Origin of the sequence: Streptomyces brasiliensis (assembly GCF_014647875.1) — a bacterium.
Classification (GTDB): Bacteria; Actinomycetota; Actinomycetes; order Streptomycetales; family Streptomycetaceae; genus Streptomyces; species Streptomyces brasiliensis.
The window spans coordinates 14,549-34,102 of record NZ_BMQA01000065.1; the positions used below are offsets into that span (position 1 = coordinate 14,549).

At 67.6% G+C, this 19,554-nt stretch carries 10 protein-coding genes and 1 pseudogene; 6 read left to right on the forward strand and 5 right to left on the reverse strand.

Annotation, left to right across the window (positions count from 1 at the left end; all coding sequences use genetic code 11):
* The first annotated feature begins 1 nt into the window (after position 1).
* Genes IEZ19_RS41725 through IEZ19_RS41735 form a run of 3 tightly spaced genes read left to right on the forward strand, consistent with a single transcriptional unit; the run spans position 2 to position 4,376 of the window.
* Positions 2–454 carry a TadE family protein gene (locus tag IEZ19_RS41725; protein ID WP_189316610.1) on the forward strand — a complete coding sequence of 151 codons (453 nt, stop codon included), beginning with the start codon at positions 2–4 and terminating at the stop codon, positions 452–454.
* Positions 454–912 carry a TadE/TadG family type IV pilus assembly protein gene (locus IEZ19_RS41730; RefSeq protein WP_189316611.1) on the forward strand — a complete coding sequence of 153 codons (459 nt, stop codon included), beginning with the start codon at positions 454–456 and terminating at the stop codon, positions 910–912. The genes IEZ19_RS41725 and IEZ19_RS41730 overlap by 1 nt, the downstream gene beginning before the upstream one ends.
* Positions 912–4,376: a hypothetical protein gene (locus tag IEZ19_RS41735; protein ID WP_189316612.1), complete on the forward strand. Its 3,465-nt coding sequence runs from the start codon at positions 912–914 to the stop codon at positions 4,374–4,376. Before IEZ19_RS41730 ends, IEZ19_RS41735 begins: the two co-directional genes overlap by 1 nt.
* A gap of 18 nt (positions 4,377–4,394) precedes the next feature.
* On the opposite strand, the gene IEZ19_RS41740 is transcribed toward IEZ19_RS41735, so the two are convergent.
* Positions 4,395–4,535 (reverse strand): hypothetical protein, encoded by a 141-nt coding sequence (locus IEZ19_RS41740; RefSeq protein WP_189316613.1) that lies wholly within the window; start codon positions 4,533–4,535, stop codon positions 4,395–4,397.
* 194 nt (positions 4,536–4,729) lie between these two features.
* Here IEZ19_RS41740 and IEZ19_RS51695 point away from each other — a divergent pair.
* The 3 genes and pseudogenes from IEZ19_RS51695 to IEZ19_RS41750 all read left to right on the forward strand — a co-directional run.
* Positions 4,730–4,907 (forward strand): annotated as a pseudogene (locus IEZ19_RS51695) (replication initiation protein); the annotation flags it as partial.
* Positions 4,900–5,082 carry a helix-turn-helix domain-containing protein gene (locus IEZ19_RS41745; RefSeq protein ID WP_189316614.1) on the forward strand — a complete coding sequence of 61 codons (183 nt, stop codon included), beginning with the start codon at positions 4,900–4,902 and terminating at the stop codon, positions 5,080–5,082. The pseudogene IEZ19_RS51695 and the gene IEZ19_RS41745, both read left to right, overlap by 8 nt.
* Positions 5,082–6,347, forward strand: coding sequence for a tyrosine-type recombinase/integrase (locus tag IEZ19_RS41750; RefSeq protein ID WP_189316615.1), 1,266 nt, complete (start codon positions 5,082–5,084; stop codon positions 6,345–6,347). The genes IEZ19_RS41745 and IEZ19_RS41750 overlap by 1 nt, the downstream gene beginning before the upstream one ends.
* A 136-nt stretch (positions 6,348–6,483) precedes the next feature.
* On the opposite strand, the gene IEZ19_RS53875 is transcribed toward IEZ19_RS41750, so the two are convergent.
* The 4 genes from IEZ19_RS53875 to IEZ19_RS41765 form a co-directional block, all read right to left on the reverse strand.
* Positions 6,484–6,894 (reverse strand): DUF5958 family protein, encoded by a 411-nt coding sequence (locus tag IEZ19_RS53875; protein ID WP_373297135.1) that lies wholly within the window; start codon positions 6,892–6,894, stop codon positions 6,484–6,486.
* On the reverse strand, positions 6,875–13,873 hold the full coding sequence (locus IEZ19_RS41755; RefSeq protein ID WP_189316616.1) for a polymorphic toxin-type HINT domain-containing protein: 6,999 nt from the start codon (positions 13,871–13,873) through the stop codon (positions 6,875–6,877). Before IEZ19_RS41755 ends, IEZ19_RS53875 begins: the two co-directional genes overlap by 20 nt.
* Positions 13,874–14,022: 149 nt before the next feature.
* Positions 14,023–17,670, reverse strand: coding sequence for a LamG domain-containing protein (locus tag IEZ19_RS41760; RefSeq protein ID WP_189316617.1), 3,648 nt, complete (start codon positions 17,668–17,670; stop codon positions 14,023–14,025).
* A 706-nt stretch (positions 17,671–18,376) separates the two neighbouring features.
* A partial coding sequence (locus tag IEZ19_RS41765; RefSeq protein WP_229841464.1) for a hypothetical protein occupies positions 18,377–19,554 on the reverse strand: 1,178 nt, incomplete at its 5' end.

Genomic DNA, 19,554 nt, shown 5'->3' on the forward strand with positions numbered 1-19,554 from the left:
CATGCGACACACGGCCCGATGGGCGTGCGGGTTCCGGGAAGATGAGGGCAGCGCCGCGATCGAGGCTGCCATCCTCCTCCCCGCGCTGATCATGTTCCTGTGTATGGCCCTCGCCGGCGGACGCATCGTCACCTCCGGCGCGAAGATCGACGCAGCAGCCGAAGACGCAGCACGGGAGGCCTCCATCCACCGCACGGCCGCGGCCGCACAGAGCGCCGCGCAGGCGGCGGCCGCCGAGTCGCTGACCGACCAGGGCATCCACTGCGCCTCCACCAGCGTCAGCATCAACACCGGCGGTCTGAGCGTGCCGGTGGGGCAGATAGGCACGGTCACCGCAACCGTGACCTGCACGGTCAAACTCTCCGACCTGCTACTTCCGGGCACGCCGGGGGCTCACACGCTCACATCGACCGCAACGTCGGTCGTGGATCAGTACAGGCAGCGGGGGGACTGATGATTTTCCGTCGGATGGGCCTGCGCAGGACGCGGCTGGACGACCGCGGGGGCGTCACCGTGTTCGTCGCCGTCTGCGTTCTGGCGCTACTCGGGATCATCGGCGTCGCCGTCGACGGCGGCAGCACGATGCGGGCCACGGAACGCGCGGACTACATCGCCGGCGAAGCCGCCCGGGCAGGCGGGCAGGCCATCGATCCTGCCGAGGCGATCAGCGGGAGGGCGATCGTCGTGGATCCGCAGGCCGCGGCCGCCGCAGCCCAGTCCTACCTGCGCTCCACCGGTGCCACCGGCACGGTCAGCGTGTCCGGCGACGGCAAGACCCTCACCGTCACGGTCACCGGCTCGTACGACACAAAGTTCTTGTCCGTGGTGGGGATCGGCTCGTTGTCGGCGACCGGCCACGGCAAAGCCACCCTCCTGCACGGCGTCACCACACCCGACAAAGGGGGAAACTGATGCGCACCACCCCCTCCCCCGCCGCGGCGGCCGCATGCACCGTGGGCCGGCTCCTCAAGGCCGTCGCGAGTCTGCTGGCCTTGACGGCCGCGGTCGCCGGGCTGCCTCTGCTGCTGGCGTGGGTCACCCCGGTCATCTGGGCATCCAGCCACGACGACCTGATGCACCTGCTGGACCAGCAGGACACCGGTGGGGCGTTCCTGCTGCTGCTCGCCTGCGTGGGCTGGATCGGGTGGGCGCAGTTCACGTTCTGCGCCGTACGCGAACTGACCGCGCAGCTGCGGGGAGGCACCTGGCATGCTCCACGCGGGATGGGCGCCTCACAGCGCACTGCGGCCCTGCTGATCGGCAGCATCCTCGTGCTGCTGCCCACCAGTTCGGCGCTGGCCTCGGACGCTCAGGCTGCCCCGGCCACCACGGCCGCCCGCCTCCCCGGGCAAGCCCAGCCCGCGCAGGCCGACGATACCGAGCAGGCTCCGACATCCGCGGCGAGCACGCCAGCGCCCCGCACGACGTACACGGTGCGCGAGACGCGGCCCGCGCAGAGCCTGTGGGGCATCGCCGAACGGGAGCTGGGCGACGGCGAGCGATGGCGGGAGATCGCCGACCTGAACGAAGGCCGGACCATGACCGACGGCACCATCTTCCACGCGAACAGCTTCCTGCAGCCCGGCTGGCACCTCGAGATGCCCGACACCACAACTGTGGCGGGAGGCGCCCGTACGCAGCTGGGTGACGGCACCCCGGCTCCCGGCGAGAAAGGCGGGCACGTCGTCACGGTCCACTCGGGCGACTATCTATCGAAGATCGCCAAGGAGGAACTCGGCGACGGCGACGCGTGGCCCGAGTTGTTCGAGGGCACCCGGGGCAAGCCGCAGCCGCACGGCCTGCCCGCCATCACCGACCCCGACGTCATCTACGCGGGACAGCAGGTCACCGTGCCCAGCGCCCCGTCCCGCCCGCACGACCGTCCCTCCGACGACGAGACCGAGGGATCGGCCGGCCGACCGCACACGCCCCCGACCACGGACGACCCGCAGGACGGCGAGCGCGGCGCGTCGACTCCGTCACCAAGCGCGTCCGCCGCGCCCACACCGGAGTCGTCAGCGCCCAGCGAGCCCACCACCCACCCCAGCGACACGGCCGGCAGCCCTGCCCACAAGCCCCGTCAAAGCGACGAGGGCGGGCTGCCGCCGGCGACATCCCGCTCCAGCCCCACCACCAGCGCAACCGATTCGGCCGCTCCGTCCGGGGCCCCCGTCTCCCCCACCACGGCCGCCTCGCAGGAACCCGCGTCGCAACCTGCGCGCAGCCCGCTGCGGCTGCGCACCGTGCTGGGCGCGGGAGCACTCCTGGCCGCCGCGATCACCGCAGCCCTCGCCGTGCGGCGCGTGCTGCAGCGCCGCCGCCGCGAGCCCGGCGAGACCATCGCCATCGCCCCGGAGACCTCCCCCGCGGAGGCGAAACTCGCGGCAGCCGCAGAACCAGCTGGTGCCGCACTCCTGGACCTGGCCCTGCGCACCCTCGCACACCAGGCCGAGCAGGACGGCCACGAGGTGCCGGCGCTGCGGGCCGCACGCATCGGGACCCGCTCCCTGGACGTGCTCCCGGAAGACCTCTCCCAGCAGCCCCGGGCGCCGTTCACAGCGGGGCAGGCCGGATGGTGGCACCTGGCCGGCGACACTGACCTCCTGGACGAAGACGCAGTCCGCAGCGTGCCGGCGCCGTACCCCGGCCTCGTCACAGTGGGCAGCACCGCCTCCGGCGACCTCATGCTCGCCAACCTCGCTCAGCTGCCCGCCCTGCTGCTGGACGGCAACCCGGTACACATCACCGAGGTGTGCACGTCGATCGCCCTGGAGCTGGGCATGAGCCCCTGGGCGAACGACGTCGAAGTCGTCACCATCGGATTCGGCGAGGACCTGCCACAACTGCTGCCCACCACACGGATCTCCCACATGCGCCAGCCCGCACACGCGCTGCACGATCTGACCGAGCGGCTGCTGGAAGCCCACCAGATGCCCGAGACCGCCAACCAGCCGTATCTGCTGCTGTGCGCAGCCCGCATGGACCCGGACACCGCATGGGAGTTCGCCGACGTGGTCGACAAGGCGGGCAGGGTTCCGGTCACCCTGATCGCCCCGGCGAGCTCGGCGGCCGCGCACTTCCCCGAAGCTGAGATCCTCAACGCCTCCCTCAGCACACTGCAGTCGTTCGACCACCTCGGCACCGAGATCACGGTGCAGCGCCTCGAGCATGCCGCCTACCAGCAGATCACCGCGGCGCTCACTCTGTCCGGGCAGCCCGCTCAAGAGGCTGAGAGTCCCTGGCAGGACGTTCCGCACGAACACGAACACGAACTCGACCTCGAGGCACCGTCCCAGCCGGACCGGGCACAGGAACCAGCGACCGCACCAGCCGACGAGGAAGAGCCGAGCGCCACGGCCGGAACGGTGACTGCCGCAGTCGGCTCGGGCGGTGAGGTGTTCCCGGCCCTGCTGGCAGCCTCCGCTGAACCGTCCTCGCTGCCGCTCCTGCCCAGCGCACCCGATCACGGCCACACCGGCGCCGACGGCGAAGAGCACCACCCCGCAACCGCGCAGGCGCCGCAGCCGGATCCGGTGAAAACCGAAGGCGCGGATGCTCCACGCTCACCGACTCAAGAGCCCGCCCGCACTGCGGCCGACAACATGGAGGCCGGGGCTCTGGACCTGAACGCGCCGGAAATCAGGGTGCTGGGACCAGTGGATGTGGACCGGGTCGGCAACACCGGCCACGGCCCGCGCATCGCCCAACTCGCCGCCCTCATGTTCTTCCGGCCCGGCCGCACCGCCGACACGCTGTGCGCCGACATGGACCCGCTCAACCCCTGGTCGCCGGCCACCCTCAACGCCCGGCTGCAAGGCCTGCGGCGTGCCCTGGGCAACGACCCGGCCGGCAACCCCTACGTACCACGCCGCCGCACCGGCGAGGACCCCTACCGCCTCTCCCCCGCCGTGCACTGCGACTGGACCCACTTCCTCCAACTCGCCGAGCGAGCCCTACCGCAGGCGGCTGCCGGCCTTCCGGACCTGGAGAAGGCACTGTCCCTCGTACGCGGCCGCCCCTTCGGCACCCGCCCCCTACCCTGGGCCGAACCCCACCAACAGGAAATGACCACCCGGATCATCGACATCGCCCACACCGTGGCGACCTACCGCACCCCACCCGGCCCCCACCACGACCTCACCGCCGCCCGTCAGGCCATCGCCACCGGACTCGAGGTAGACGAGACGGCCGAACTGCTCTACAGGGACTGGCTCCGCGTCGAAGCCCAAGCCGGAAACCGGTCCGGACTCCACACCGCGATCTCCCGCATCCAACACGTCAACCGAGCACTCGACTGCGACCTCGAGCTGGAGACCGAACAGCTGATCAACGAACTCCTCAACAGCCCAGGCCCGACACACCGCAAAGCACTGTAAGGCAGATGCGGCTACCGACTACCACAAGGCGGTGACGTCACGTGCGGCGCAGGCGACGACGAGTTCGTGGACGGCGGCTTCGTTCAATACCGAAGGCCGCGTCTGCCACTCCTTCAGGGTCTCGCGGACGGTCTGTGTGACGATGTGGGCGTGCTGCATCGGCGCCTCCGCGCCGGACCGAAGCCGCAGCGATCGCACACCGGCGCGGTCTCCCTTCACTGCTGTGAGAACAGGGAGATTCCCGCGCTGCTCACCTTATGTACTATCGCTCTCCCAGACGGCAGTGAGGCTTTTCCAACCTCACTGTGAGACTGCGAGGTTGGATCAGCCTCAGGGTGTCCGGAGAGCCGTGTCGGTCCGAATGGCGCCGAACACAAGCCGCAGCCAACACACCAGACAACGGACCCGAGACGACGTACGTCCTCGCCCACTGGGCCTTCGCCGGCACCGGCCTCTCCGACGCCGAAGCCTGGCTGGCCGCATCCATCGAACCCGCCCCCCGGAACGGAAGGAGAGTCCACCCATGCCTGACGAAGAGCTGCTGACCGTCCCGGACGTCATGGCCCGGCTCAAGCTCGGCCGCTCCACGGTCTACGACCTCATCCGCTCCCGGCGGCTCCCTTCAATCACCATCGGCCGCGCTCGCCGTATCCCCTCCATCGCACTCGACGACTACATACAGCGTCACCTCGAAGAGGCCGCCTGATGACCGCACCCAAGCGCAAGAGCCGCGCCAACGGCGAAGGCACCATCTACCAGCGCAAGGACGGTCGTTGGGAAGCCGCTGGCTACGTCCTCGCCGCCGACGGCACCAGCAAGCGCGTCCGCGTCTACGGCACCACCCGCAGACAGGCTGCCGACAAACTCGCCGAGAAGATCGCCGACAGCAACCGGGGCCTGCCCGTCGCCACCGCCGAAAGCACACTCGGCGACTACCTCACGTACTGGCTGAACGGCGTCGCAGTCCACCGGCTCCGGGAGAACACCCACACCCGCTATGCAGCCTGCGTCCGCCTCCACCTCATCCCCGGCCTCGGCACCAAGAAGGTCGCACGGCTGACCGCCAAGGACGTCCGCACCTTCCTCGACCGGCTCCGCACCGCCTGCCAGTGCTGCGCCCAGGGCCTGGACACCGAACGGAAGCAGTGCTGTGCGGTCGGCGAGTGCTGCCAGAAACTCCTGTCCCCCTCGACCGTGACTTACGTGCACTCCGTGCTCAAGTCGGCGCTGGAGCACGCCGTCCGAGAAGACGAACTGCCCCGCAACATTGCCCGGAACGTCAAAGCCGCCACGCCTCGGACAAGGCGCTTCCGGCCCCTCACGGCGGTCGAGGCCCGCAAGTTCCTCAACGCGGCCCGTGCCGACCGGCTCCACGCGTTGTACGAATTCGCCCTACGTACTGGACTCCGGAAGGGTGAACTCCTCGGCCTCCGGTGGGAGGACCTCGACCTCAACGCAGGCACCGCCACCATCCGCCACTCGCTCCAGCGCACCCGCACCGGCGGCCTCACGCATCTGCCCACCAAGACCCGGGCGTCCGAGCGCCGTATCGCGCTCCCGACCGAATGTATCCGCTCCCTCAAGGAGCACAAACAGCATCAGGACACGGAGCGCGAGACCGCAGGGTCAGCCTGGCAGTACAGCGGCCTCGTCTTCACCACCCCGACCGGCCGACCTCTCGACCCGGCCAACCTCACACGCCGCTTCCGCAGCTTCCTCGACCGGGCCGGACTCCGCCGCATCCGCTTCCACGACCTCCGCCACTCAACCGCGACCCTGCTCCTGGAACAAGGCGTCGACCTCGTCGTCATCAAGGAACTCCTCGGCCACGCCCACATCGGCGTCACCGCCGGTGTCTACGCCCACGTACGACTCCGCCTACAACGCCAAGCCATCGACACCCTGAGTGGCGCCCTGGGCGCCACTGAGGAGCCCCCGAACGATCCACCTGCCGCAACGCTCGTCCGCTGACGTTGCCGTCAGCGTTGCCGTCAAACGCCCGGGAGCCCCCGCCGAGTACCGATTCGGCGAGGGCTCTCAATTCATGCCCGAACGAACTCAGAAGTCCCCGACAATTTCCCCCTCGGCAGGCCAGAGACGTTGGCGCCTACGACAGGTTGTGCCAGGCGTGGCTACAAGTTCCTCGGCACTCCGTTTCTCTTCGTCGCGTGTCAGCCACAGCGAACGTGGATAAGAGGACGCGAATGGACTTCACGTACTCACCGGGGGGCAGATTTATGATCTTCCCCATTTGTTCGAGAATCGGCTCTCGAACAATCAACACTGCCGGGGTCATGGTCGGCTTGACGCCCGATCGCGCTAGCCCCTCACGCGCGTCGTTCACTGTTGCATGGGCCTGCATGGCGTAGCGAACAACCTCGTGCAGTACGGCTCTCTGTTCAACCTGCTCCAGCGAAGAGAACCAGGCCACAGCGTCGTCCAAGCTCCGAATCCCCTGGGCAACCTCGTTGATGATCCGCTCTGATGCTCGCAAGTGCTCACCTGCTCCGGGGCTCAAATACTACGTACGGCCTGCTTGGGTCCAGCTCCGCATAGTCTGGACGGTTCGGATTGTAGTTCTGCCAGAAGTCTCTACCGCGCCCACTACCTTCACCGTCACCCGTGCCTCTCGGCAGTGAATTCTTGACGCTGTGACGAGTTCTGGACGGACCGGACAGGATGTAATCCCAGTCCGATGTCGGGTTGGGCGTTCCGTTCGCACGGCTCCCGACCACAATGATTGGCTGCCCAGCTTTATCAGCGGCATTCTGAATTCGCTTGGCATCATTCGGGCTGATACCGGCTTCCGCTGCCGTTCTAAGGCCAGGGCCACACCACCCACCGGAATTGTGCACCAGGACCGGAGTCTGCCCCGCCAGCACATAGTACGTGTGGAGGCGGTCGATGGTGAGGTTGTACATGTCGCCGTCGCCCGGCCTGGCGCGGACATTGAGGACGCTCACCCGTTTGTTGGTCTCGGTGATGAGCATGTGGCCGGGCGCGAGTCGTGAAGCGTCAACCCACTGGTGGGCCGATTCGTCCCAGAAGGGGTGGTGGGAGGTTGTGTGGAGGACGGCGGGCCGGCCATTCTTTTCGCGGACAGTCACGTCCACGAGGTCCTTGTCGTGGTGGACCAGTTGTGCGATGACCTTGTGAGGTCCGTGATGCCTGCCATCATCGGGGTCTGCGCTCTCCACCCGATCCCCGGGTCTCACCTTGCCGATCGGCTTGGTCTTACCATCCTCCATCAGCACTTCTGTGTCGGGCGTGAAACTGTTGCAGCCGTATTTTCCTCCACCGAGTCCCAATGCGATGAGCTCCAGTGACTCTTGCAAGGTGTCACTGACTATTCCCTCCATGCGTGCATTACTTGCGCATCGCCCGGAATGGTGAACGCAGTATGTGGCGGCGATTTTCTTGGCGCCGTGGACATCGCCAGTCTTTAGCAGGTAGTTGTATGCGGCTTGACAACCATCTCTGCCATAGCAGGCCATCGAGAGGTTGTCGCCTTCGCCTATCGGCGTATTCCAGTAATCGCCGTTCGCCTCAGTGGCGTAGGTGTACCAGTACCTGAGGAGATCATTTTCGTCATCGGTCTGCGGTCCGAGTAGGAGGAGCCTACTCTCAACGGCTTTAGTGTTGCCTGTGGCTGTTCCGCAGTTGCTGTTGCAGGGAGCAGGCGGAATCGGCTTGGAGTAGTCAACGGCGTCGTTGGGGCTTCCGTTTCCCTCGGACCCGTCAGGGCGATGCGCGCAGGCTTCCTGAGAACCGCCACGTCCTCCGCACATCACGCCCATGCCGGTGGGGTCGGAGTGGGTGACGGGGTTTTGGACGGCGTAGGTGTAGCCGTTGAGGGTCTGGTTCTTGTCAACCTCAAGGAGCGGGTCGACGCTGATGAATTGGCCGGTGGTGGGGTCGTATTCGCGGGCGCCGATGTGGGTGAGGCCGGTGGTGGTGTCGGCTGGTTTGCCGAGGAAGCCCTTGTCGTCGGGCCAGGGGCCATAGAGGGGCTGGCCGCGGTCGGCGCCGAAGGGTGTGGTGTAGCGCTTGTTGATGGCCCAGGTGGTGGCGTCGAGGGTGAGGCTGGCGGTGCCGTGGGGGTCGGTGGCGAGGAAGGTGAGTTTGGTGCCGGTGGTGCCGGCCGTTGCGGTGCGGACGGCGATGGTCTGGCCGCCTGCGGTGTAGTAGCGGGTGCCGGTGAGGGTCTTGGTGGCGCCCTTGACGGTCAGGCGTACCTCGGTGTCGCCGAGGTAGAGGATGGTGTCTCCGTCACCGGTGGCGCGGCGGATGAGGAGGTTGCCGTCGGCGTCGTAGAGGTAGCCGGTCTGCTTGGTGCCTTCGGTGAGGGAGGCGAGCTTGTCCTCGCTGTTCCAGGCGAGGGTCTGTGTTCCGGCCGGGCCGGGGCGGTGGGTGGTGTTGCCGGTCTTGTCGTAGGTGTAGGAGGCGGTGGTGGCGCCGGTGGTGTGGTCGAGGGGGTGGGGCTGGTTGTTGGTGGTGCCGTAGGCGTAGTTGGTGGTCCGGTCGCCGGCGGTCTGGTGCTGTGTTTCCGTGTCGCGCTGGCCGGAGGTGGTGTAGCTGTAGGAGGTCCAGTAGGGGGCGGCGCCGCCGAGGTTGGCGGTGGTGCGGCCACTCGTGGCGCAGTCGGCGGTGTCGGGGGTCCAGGCTTCGGTCATGCGGCCGTAGCCGTCGTATGTGAAGCACTGGTTGTCGGCTTTGCTGGTGCCGCCGAGGGTTGAGGCGTCGCTGATGGAGGTGACGTTGCCCGCGTCGTCCTGGGTGAAGTTGAGGTCCTGCGGCATGTAGCCGTGGGTGTCGTCGGTGACGTAGGACCGGGTCAGGCGGCGGGTGCCGTTCTCGTAGCGGTAGTTGAGGTACGCCTTGCGTGCGGAGCTGGTGGAGTCCATGCCCACCGTGAGGGTGGTCAGGTCGCCGAGTTCGGAGTAGGCGGCGCCCAGGAGGTAGCCGGTGGTGCCGCCCAGGGTCTTGATGTTGCCGAGGGTGTCGTAGGCGGGGGCGATGCCCTCGGAGGGCAGGCCGGCGACGGCCGGATCGCCGATGCCGGACGGCAGGTTGGCGACGTTGTACGAGGTGTCGAACTTCAGCGTCTGCGGAACCCCCGCGGCCACGAGCGCGTCGGTGGCGGGAAGAGTGAGCTCACTGTTGACGGCGTTGTAGAGGCCGTCGAACTTGGTGACCTTCTTGACGTACGCCTGGCTGCTGGTTCCGCTGCTGCCGCCGACGTAGCGGGTGGCGGTGTCCTGCTGGCCCTTGGCCGCCTGGTCGTAGTCCCAGTGGGCGAGCTTGTTCGCGTCCGTAGTGTCGGACTGCCACAGGTCAGTCTTGCGGCCGAGTACGTCGTAGGCGTACAGGAGTTTGCGGTTCTCGGCGTCCTGGGTCCAGTCGGTCTGGTCGAGGTTGTTGTAGTGGCTCTGGGCGGTGCCCTTGTCCGGGTCGGTGGTGCTGGTCTGCCGTCCGAACAGGTCGTAGCCGTAGGACCAGACGCTGCCGTCGTGGGCGGTGATTGTCCTCTGTTGCCCGCCGGGGGTGTAGGTGTAGCGGGTGTGGTTGTAGGAGCCGGTGGCGTCCGGGCTGGCGTACTGCCGGGTTTCGGTTGTCTGGCCCAGGGCGTTGGTCAGCGTCGACGTGGCCTGTCCGCCGGCCGGGGCGCTCTGGATGACGCGATCGCCCTGGTAGGTGGTCGTGGTCGTCCAGCGGTGGGCGCCCTGCACCTTCGTCTCGCTGGTGATGGGGCGTGCGGCACTGTCGTAGGTGGTGTCGACCTGTATCGGGGCCTGGCCGCCCTCGACCGTGGCGGGGCTGCCGGACGGCGGGTTGTTCGCGTCCCAGATGTCCGACAGTGCGGAGCTGACCAGGCCGCGGGTGTCGTACTGGGTCAGGGCGATGATGCGGCCGCCGGACGGGGAGGGTGACTGGGTCTGCCGCGCCCGCAGCAGCGAGTCGTAGATGATGTAGGTGGTGTTGTAGCCGGAGGCGGTCGGGGTCAGGCTGCTGGTGGCGACTGAGGACACAGTGTCCTTGGACACGTGGTAGTCGTACTTGTAGTTCGGCGTGGCGCCCGCCAGGCGCAGCCGGTTGGCGAGCCACACCTGGGTGACGCGGCCGAGGCTGTCGTACGTCGACTCGGTGATCTTGTTGTTGGGGTCGGTGACCTTGGTCGCCGCGCCGGTGGCGAAGTCGATGACCGACTTCGTGGCGTAGGTCTTGGCGTCGGCGACCTCGGTAGCCGTGAGCGGGCCGGCGGCTATGGGGGTGTAGGTGGTCTTGCTGACCTGTGTGTCGTTGGTGTCCGTGACGATCAGGGGCCGGCCGAGGGTGTCGAACGTCGTGAGGCTCAGCTTCTGCCAACTCGGCTGACCACCGGTGCCGTAGCCGCTGGCCCGGCCCGTCCACCGGGCCTCGCCCTTGGTGGGTGTCTGGTCCGCAGTCCAGGCGGTGTCGGCGTCGTAGGTGGTGGCGGTGTCGGCGATGACGTCGCCGGGTTTGATGGAGTCGGCCGGCAGGTCGAGTGCGCTGTCCGCGGTGGCGCAGGGCTTGGCCGTGGTGCGGGTGCGGGAGACCAGCGATGTCAGCCCCGCCGAAGGGTTGCGGGCGTACCAGGTGCGGGTGCAGGTCTCGTCTCCGGTGACCGCGTCGTCGCCCTGGTCCTCGACGGTCTGCGGCATGCCGTAGTCGTCGTAGGTGGTGGCGGTGGTGCGGGTGCGGTCGGCGGGCTGACTGCCGCTGGTGACGCGGGTGCGGGTGTGGGTGGCGGCGGTGCGGACGTAGTACGCCTCGATGTCGGCGTACGACTTGTGCTGGGTGGCCGTCTTTTGCGACCACGGATCATTGATCGTGCCGGTGACCTCGTCGGCGCCGTTGAAGGTGACCGTCTCCCGGGTGAAGCCCGCGTACTGGTCGGCATCCGTGAGAGCAGGCGCCTTGATACCGGTGCTCTGGGCCCGTCGGCGGGCGTCGGGGTCCAGGGTCTTGCCGTCGGCCTCGAGGAGGCGGTCGCCGTCCATGCCCCGCATGTACACGGCGACGGTCTTGCTCCGGGTGCCGTTGCTGGGGCCGGTGTAGTGGGTGACCTTCTCGAAGCCGCGCCAGATGGACCAGGTGCGTTCCTTCTCCGGCGTCAACGGGTCATCGTCGTAGTGCCAGGCGCCGCCCGTGTCCGAGTACTCGTAGCTGTCCGTGATGGTGCCCGAGGCGCCCGTCTCGTCAGTGGTGCTGACGACCGAGACGGGGTACTTCTGGAACCAGTCCAGCACCGGGTCCACGTCGCCGCCGTTGGGCCGCCAGTACACCGGGTAGCAGGTGCGGGTGTTCTGGTCGGGGCGGGGCATGCTCTGGCCCGCAACGCAGTCCGCTGGCTGGTAGGTGACGGCGGTCTTCGCTCCGGTCTCCGTCGTGATACCGGTCAAACGGGGCTTGGCCAGGGGCAGGATGTTGTCGGCGCTGCCGTCGACCCGGTTGGTGAGGAACTCGCTGGTGAAGCTGACCGGATCCGTCGACAACGGCGTGCCGTGCTCACCCGTATGCTGGATCGACTGCAGCCACAGCGACTGGTCACTGGAATCACCGACCTCACCAGGATCCAGGTAGACCTGCGTCAGCTTCCACGAGTCGACCGGCTCGAAGCCCGCGCTCGGGGACAACGCCGCGTTCCACGCCGAGGTGGTGATGCCGGTCAGGCGCTTACGGGTGAAGAACGCGGGACCCGTGGAATCACAGTCCGTCGCCTCCCACGCGCAGATCGCGTCGAAGGGCACATCCGGCCAGTGAGGGCTGGTGGACGCGGTCAGGGAGTCGCAGCCGGTATCGGTGCGGATGCACCGCTCGTCATAGGTTAAGGACACCTCGTCCGAGGCGGCCGGGCTGCCGGAGAACAGGGCATCGGCCCGCTGCCCGTAAAGAATCTTGCTGAGGTAGCCGCCGCGGATGTAGTAGGAGGCGGCTGTACTCGCGCCGTTCTTGACGTAGTAGTTGGACTCCTTGGTGTACCAGTACGACATGGCGTTGCCATGCAGGTCCTCGACATAGTCGAGATTCCACCGCCACGCCTGCACCACGGAACGGTTCGCAAACGCGCTGCCCTGGTCGTAGCCGGGCTCCCCGGCATCGTCACCGAACACCGCCACCGTCCACGTGGAGTTGGTGCGCTCGGTGTCCGCGCCCGGAAGCTTGTTCAGGCCGAACACATAGCGGATGCCGTCCCCAGTGGTGACCGTCCAGTACTCGCCATTGCCGTCGCCGTTGTCCGCCCCCGTCGACCGGGTCACCGTCGAGGCATCGTCACCCTTCAGACGCCACGTGCCGCTGGTGTCGTCCTTGACCAGCTCGGTGGACTTGCCGTTGAGGACCAGGGAAGCGTTGTCGTACTTCCAGCACAGGTCGTACTTGCCATCCTGACCGTCGTCGTCACACGAGCCGTACTTCCGCTCAATGAACGACGACGTCAGGTCGAAACCCTCACCGATCTGACTGCCCTGGTTGTTGGTGCTGGCCGTGCGGCCGTCCACACTGCCGGAGTCGTAGGAGATCGACAGATCCGGCTGCGGGCCGGCCGCAGCCGGAGGAGCCTTCAGCGGGTAGTTCCAGGTGAAGGTGCCCGACGACCCACCAGCTTCCCAGGTGGAGGACGCTGACAGCGGGGTGGCCTTGTAGTCGCCGCCACCGGACTGCGTTCCGGCCGCGAGCGCCAGCAGCATCGTCTGCCCACCAGCGGGTGCCGACGGCGCCGCGGACGCGTTCGGTGCCGCAGTCCGGGTGGTGCGGAAAGTAAGGCGCGCACGGAGCCGCTGCCCGTCACGGTCGTTGGTCTGCGGCAGTGGCTTCGCGGTGCGGCATGCAGCCTTGCCCGGATGGGTGACGGCGCAGTCGGGCAGCTTCAGGATCTGCAGGCGTCCGGCCCAGTCCCCGCCATAGGCGTCGGCGAACGCGGAGTAGTCGATGCCCAGCTCCGCCGCGCCACCGCTGGGGGCACCCGTGACGGACAGCGCGACGCCCTTGATACCCAGAGCACTGGTCTGCTTGCGGCTCAGCACGCTCACCTTGACCGTCGGGGCCGCCTTCTTCGCCCCGGTGGCCTGCTTGCCGGCGCCGGTGGTGGGCGTGGCGAGGGTCAGTGGCAGGGATCCAGCTGTGGCCTTGGCTGTTCCGGAAGCCGGGGCGGTGAGGGTGACGGTGGCGGGACCCGGCCAGGCGGAGGTGCTGTGCTGGTCTCGCAGGGCCCGCTGTGCCGCCTTCTTGTCGGCCGCTTCCTGACGGGCGATCAGCCGGGAGGCGGCCGTCGCCTTCGGCTTCAGGGGGGACGTCTGGACCGAGACCTGTTTGGGCGGCTCGGGACGGCCAAGCGGCTTCGCGGGCTCGGCCACCGCGGCCAGCGGGCTGAGCAGACCGGGCAGCAGCGCGAAGGCGGCCGTGACGGCTATCCGGCCGTGCAGGCGCGTACGGGACTGGGTGGCTCGGCGGCGGAACAGCGGCATGGGTCTCATGTCCAAGCTCCATCAAGACCCCCTGCAGGGGTCAGAGTCGGTGGGTCGTACTGGGCACGACGGGCAAGATCAGAGGTGCAGCCGCACCGGCTGCCGAGCACTGCATTAGGGCGGGCGAAGCCTGTGTCGTTTCGCCCGCCCGGCGGGATTCAGTCGTCGACGATCACACGTTCACGGACCTCGTCGAGGGTCATGGCTCCGACCCAGATCCGCAGACGGTTCAGCCGCCCCGCGAAGTAGCTGCTGCTGGTCGTGCCTCCCATGGACAGGCTTCCGCTGCCCTGCTGAGGTGAGGTGACCGCGTTGTTGTCACCGTCGGCCACCGGTGTGGTGCCCACATACAGGTGCATGCGGCCACCCTGGTCCTGCGCGTCATACACGCCGGTCAGCGTCACCGGGGACATCGTGTCGGCAAGTTCGTCCACCTGCGTCACATCGGACATGGCCACCGTGGACCCGGACGGCGTGGTGCGCACGAACTTCCACACGTAGGAGTCCTGTCCCGTCTTCACCACCGCAAGGGCCCACGAGACTCCGCCGCTTCCGGCCTGGCCGGCGATCTGGGCCTGATAGCCGTCGGGTTTAGCGTTGAGGGAGGTCGGATCGAGCTGGGCCTGGGCGGAGACGGTGAAGGAGCCCTTCTCGTCGATGGCCGGGCCGGTCACCGACGCATAGCCGCCGCTGCCGTCCACCACCAGCGTGCTCGACTCCTCATCCAGATGCGCGCCCGAGGACAGCGTCATCGCTGCGATCGGGTAGGGAGAGGACTCGCTGACCGTGCTCCCCGTAGAAATTTCCGCGTTCCAGTCCCCCACTAGCTCAACCCCCGGCATGCTGTTCTCCAGCGTCCGAGCCTCCTCGGCGACCTCCTCGGCGGACAGTGCGCTCTGCCAGGCTGCGACCTCGTCGATACGACCGCGGAAGTACTGCCCCGCCGCGCCGCGCACCACCGAGCGTCCTACCTGCAGGCCCTGGCTTGCCTCCCACGGAACGTAACTCGGCGCGTTCGCCAGCAGGTTGACCGGATCACCCTGAGCGCGGCCGTTGACGAACAACTGGATGGTGTCGTCCTGCGGCCGTCGGTTACCGCTCGCATCGGTCGCGGCCGTGTAGACGCCCGCCAGGTGCGTCCACACCCGCAGTGGCGGATCCGTGGTGGTCGCCACCGACTTGACGAAGACTGGCGTCGCCGAGTCCGTCACCGTGTAGTGGAACACATATGACCGAGTCGAGGACGAGTAGTACAGCGCGAACGCCTGCGCCTGCGCGCCCGGCTCGGTCAGGATCATCCGGCTGGTGGACGTATCCGTGAGATTCACCCACGCCGAGACCGTGAACGAGTGCGCCGTGTTCACCACCGGGCCATTCGAATCGGCGTACGCCTTCTGCAGGTCCGGGTTGCTGCTGTCCAGCCACAGCGACGTGTCCTCATCACCCCGCCGCGCCATAGTGGAAAAACCGGCCCCGTCATGCATCGTCAGATTGTGCGTGGGCGCGGTCGGGTCGTGCTGCGGATCATCCGCAGCACTGTCCTTGGCCGTGGTCACATCCGAGCCGGGAGCACCATCGTTGAAGTGCCAGCGCCCGACCGGCCCCGGCGGCAGAGCCACCTGGAAGTCGAACGTCTCTGGCGTGCCCGTCCGTGCGCGGACATCGATGGCCCACACTTTCAAGTGGTGCGTGCCGCCCATGCTCGGTGTGACATCAGTGACCTCGGCGGTGTGATCGGCCTTCGCCGTAACGGTGTGCGTGCCGCCTTCCTGACCGCTCGGGCCGGACAGCGCCCACTGATACTTGCTGATGTCCGGATCCAGGCTGTTGGGCTTGAACACGAACGTGCCCGCCACGCCCCGCCCGCCCTTGGCAGGACAGACATCCGTCGTGCACTCCACGTACGGTGATCCGTTGGTCGGGTCCTTGGGTTCGATCGTTGGAGCCTTCGGCGCGGTGGAGTCGATGATGAAGTAACACCACGGGGAGAACGACGAGTACAAGTCTCCGCTGCTGCCGTTGTAGGACCAGTGGGATTGGGTGCGGGCCCGGTAGCGGTAGGTGCTGCCGTCCGTCCGCTTTGTCGTCTGCAGATCGAGCAGCGCGCCATCATGCTGATAGCCGCCTTCGGAGTCGGCCGCCCAGATCTCCTCCCACGTACCGTCAGCAAGCTTGCGGGCGATGCGGTAGTTGGCCTTCAGCTGACCAGGATCGTCGTTGGTGCCCGGCTGGACCTGCGTCTCTACTCGGGCGCGGACGGTGGGCTGGTCCACCGTAACGACCAGCGGGTCACTGACCGGATTGCAGTAACCGTGTGCACCCGTCGACGCGACACCCGGGATCACACCCACGTTGATCGGCACACCCGGATTCGGCGCATAATCCACCGTGACCTCGGCGTTGTCGTCGAACCGCTTCCAGGCCCGCGGCTCGCTCTCGTCCAGCGCCCGCAGCATCAGCGTCAGCCGGGAAAACTTCCCATCCGCGAAATCCTGCACATTCTTCGTCAGACTGCCATTGAACTCGACCCACGCATCCGGCTGCGAAGGACTGCAATTGTCACCACGCCCCGCCGACACCTTCGCCGAATCCATCAGGCTCACAGTCGACGGCCCCGGCCACCGGGTCCCCTCACTGATGTTCCCGGTACGCTCCAGATTGACCGTATACGGGTTGCAGTTGAAGGACCATGTCTCGTGCGCCCTGAACGTGGCGTGCAGGACATGCTTCCCGGCCAGCACGCTCGGGCTGAACTCGAAATACATGCGGTTCACATAGTTGTCACCGCAGTAGTAGCCGTCCGCGTTCGAGCAGCGCCCCACACCGTAGTCGCCGGAGAACTGGTAGAATGCGTCACCGTCCGACGACAGCACCGTGCGCTCCGCACGCGAGAGCCCCACCGACGGGTCGATGTAGACGGGGTAGACGGTGTCCTGGCCCCGCAGCAGCCCCAGATCCGGCGCCACCGCGATGCTGCCGTCGTCCACCTGCACCGGCAGCGTCGCCGTCGCATCCCCGTCCCCCGGATGCACCGGCGCCTCGGCGCCGGCCGTCTGCGTACCGGCGTCCCCCGCCCCGGAGGACGTCCCGGCCGCAGACGCGGTCAGCAGCTGTGGCTCGGCGCCGTCGCCGGCGGAGTCCCACATCTGCCCGGCCGGTCCGGTGAACACGGCGTTGCCGTCCGCATCCAGCGCCCGCATACCACCGCCGGCCCCCGCAACCACCGACACACCGTCACCGGCGACGGCGAACTGCAGCTGCTCCAGGTCCTGGCTCTGCGCGGCCTCGGCCGACTTCACCACCAGGACTTCCCGGTACCCGTCCGGCACCGCCGTCAACTGAAGATCCACACCCGGCAGCACATCCGCATAGGTGGCCGTCGACCCGTCCAGCGACGGCTCGGGCAGACGGCCCGGCCAGCGCACGGACAACGCCCGCTCGCTCTGCGCCAGCCGGACCATGTCCTGTGCGCCGCCGGCCGAAAACGACACCTGGGCCGTGGCATACCGCGGCCCGATCGAGCCGTCCGCCCTGCGCACCAGCGTCGTGTCGATGTCATGCCATCCGCCCGCAGCATCCCTCGCCCGCTGCGGCGCCGTCGCCTGCTGCAGCGTGTAGGTGCCGTCCGGATTAGCGAACGTCTGCGAGTACTCCGTGCGCTCGCTTGTCACCTCGACCGGCTCACCGGACGCCGCAGCCTGCTCCGACGGCGTCTGAGGCTGTACCGCATCCGCGTGAGCGCCGGGCGAATTGACCAGGACCACACCGCTGGTAAGCAGCGCCCAGGCCACCAGCCTGGCCAGCATGCGACGTCTCCGCGAGTTCCGCGCAGACAGAACTCCAGCCCTCACGTGCGATTCCACAGCCCCACCCCATGCATCACACAAGCGCCACAATAAGGCCCGGATCATAGCCAGAAGAACCCACGAGAGATCAACAGTGCCCCCCACGTCACACTCAAGGTTTTCATGACCCAAAAAGCGCGTAAAGGACGATCCAGCTGGCTGAAAAACGAATAAACAAGATGAGAAATTGCCGTACTTCAGGGGAAGTAGAAGTGAACTAAACTACACGCACAGCAGTGCTCATCTCCGTCGCGACCCTCGATACACACGCCGTCGCCCACAACCTGCAAACCCGGGTGACGTTCCATCACCGGGGAGAAGACCCGGCAGCTTCGCCGAGAGCCCGCCAAAGACTGCGGACCTGCTGTTCGAGAACAAAATGCTCCTCGAGGGTCTTGCCAACCGCGGAGCAGCAGTTGCCGACAGCGGCGATCGAGACGGTGGGCTCCATGGTGAATGCCTTGTCAGACAGGGTGCCCAGCTCGCAAAGACCACTGGCACCTCGTGGACTCAACGGAAGGACCGCGCGGGGCGGTCCAAGCCCCGAGGCAGTCGAGGGTGAGTCCGCTGGGCGCTGCTCTGCCGCCTTCGAACAGCGCCTTGCCCCACAGCCACAGCGGTTCGGCGAGGATGTTGAGACCCGCGGTGTGGGCTGGACAGCGAGCGGCTACTGCTGGGCGTCGGCGTGATACTGGGCGAGCGCGTGCCATCGCCGCTCGAAGTCGCTGGTCTGCTCGCCGATCTGGGCTGGGGTGATCGGCTTGTTGTACTGGGCCGTGATCCCGCGAGCCGCGCAGTCCTGCGCAACAGCGTCAGCCGACGGCTCTTCGGTGCGCACGCGATGCTCGGCCCAGACGTTGTAGGTACGGAACCAGAGCGGATAGCGGCGCAGCGTGGACGGGCTGACGGGTTTGCCTGCCCGGCCGAACATGCCCTTCTGCGCGAGGTACACGGACAACTCATCGACGGACGGCTCGCTACCGTGCTGAGCCTGGTATTCCATCCACGCGAGGTAGTAGCGGTCGACGACGGTGAGATCCCCTCCCGCGACGGAGCCCCGCAGCTCGTCGACCGTGGCGTCGATCCTGGGCCCACGCTGCCCCTGGGCAGCCTGGGCACCGGCGGCTACGGCCTCCTGTCCGGCCCCTCTGCCCGCCAGGAACTCCTCCTCCAGCCGCCCGGTGGGGTCGGCCCGCTCTTCGCCTTCAGCTGACGGGGCGGAGCCGGGCTCGCCGATGCCGTACTCCCGGTCCTGGAATTCAGCGACGTAGTCCTGCAGTTCCGCTGCCGTGACGGGCCGGCCTGCTGCTCCTGTGATGCCGTCACGCTGATACGCGTACTCGGCCAACGCGACGGCATCGGGAGAGGAACCGTGTTCCGATGCGTATGTGAGCCAGGCGTTGTAGAAGTAGTCGCCCCACCTCCATCCGTCGTCCGCGTCCTGCGCGCCTTGGGGTTCGGCCCACTCATGGGCTTCGGCTGCGGGCGAGTGCCGCTGTTTGAGGAGCCGCAGCAGGGGTTCGAGTTGCTCGTCCGACAGTGGCTCTCCGGCCGCGGTGGCGATGCCGTACTGGTCTTGGAGCCACAGAGCGAACTGCGCGCTGCTGGGCTCGAATCCGAAGGCGGTGATCCAGTCCTGGTAGGCGTCGGCGAGGTGTTGGGCGTTTCTTTCGCCTGCCGGGTCTGCTGCACGCGATCGTTCAGGCTGTACGGGTCGCGCCTGGTCCGCCGGCTGAGGCTCCACGCCACCCGGCTGTGCCGGTTGTCTGTCCTGGTCGACGGTGGCCTCGAGTTCGGGATTCCGCCGCTGCCCGGGAGCCGGGGTCCGCTCGACGGTGAGCTGGA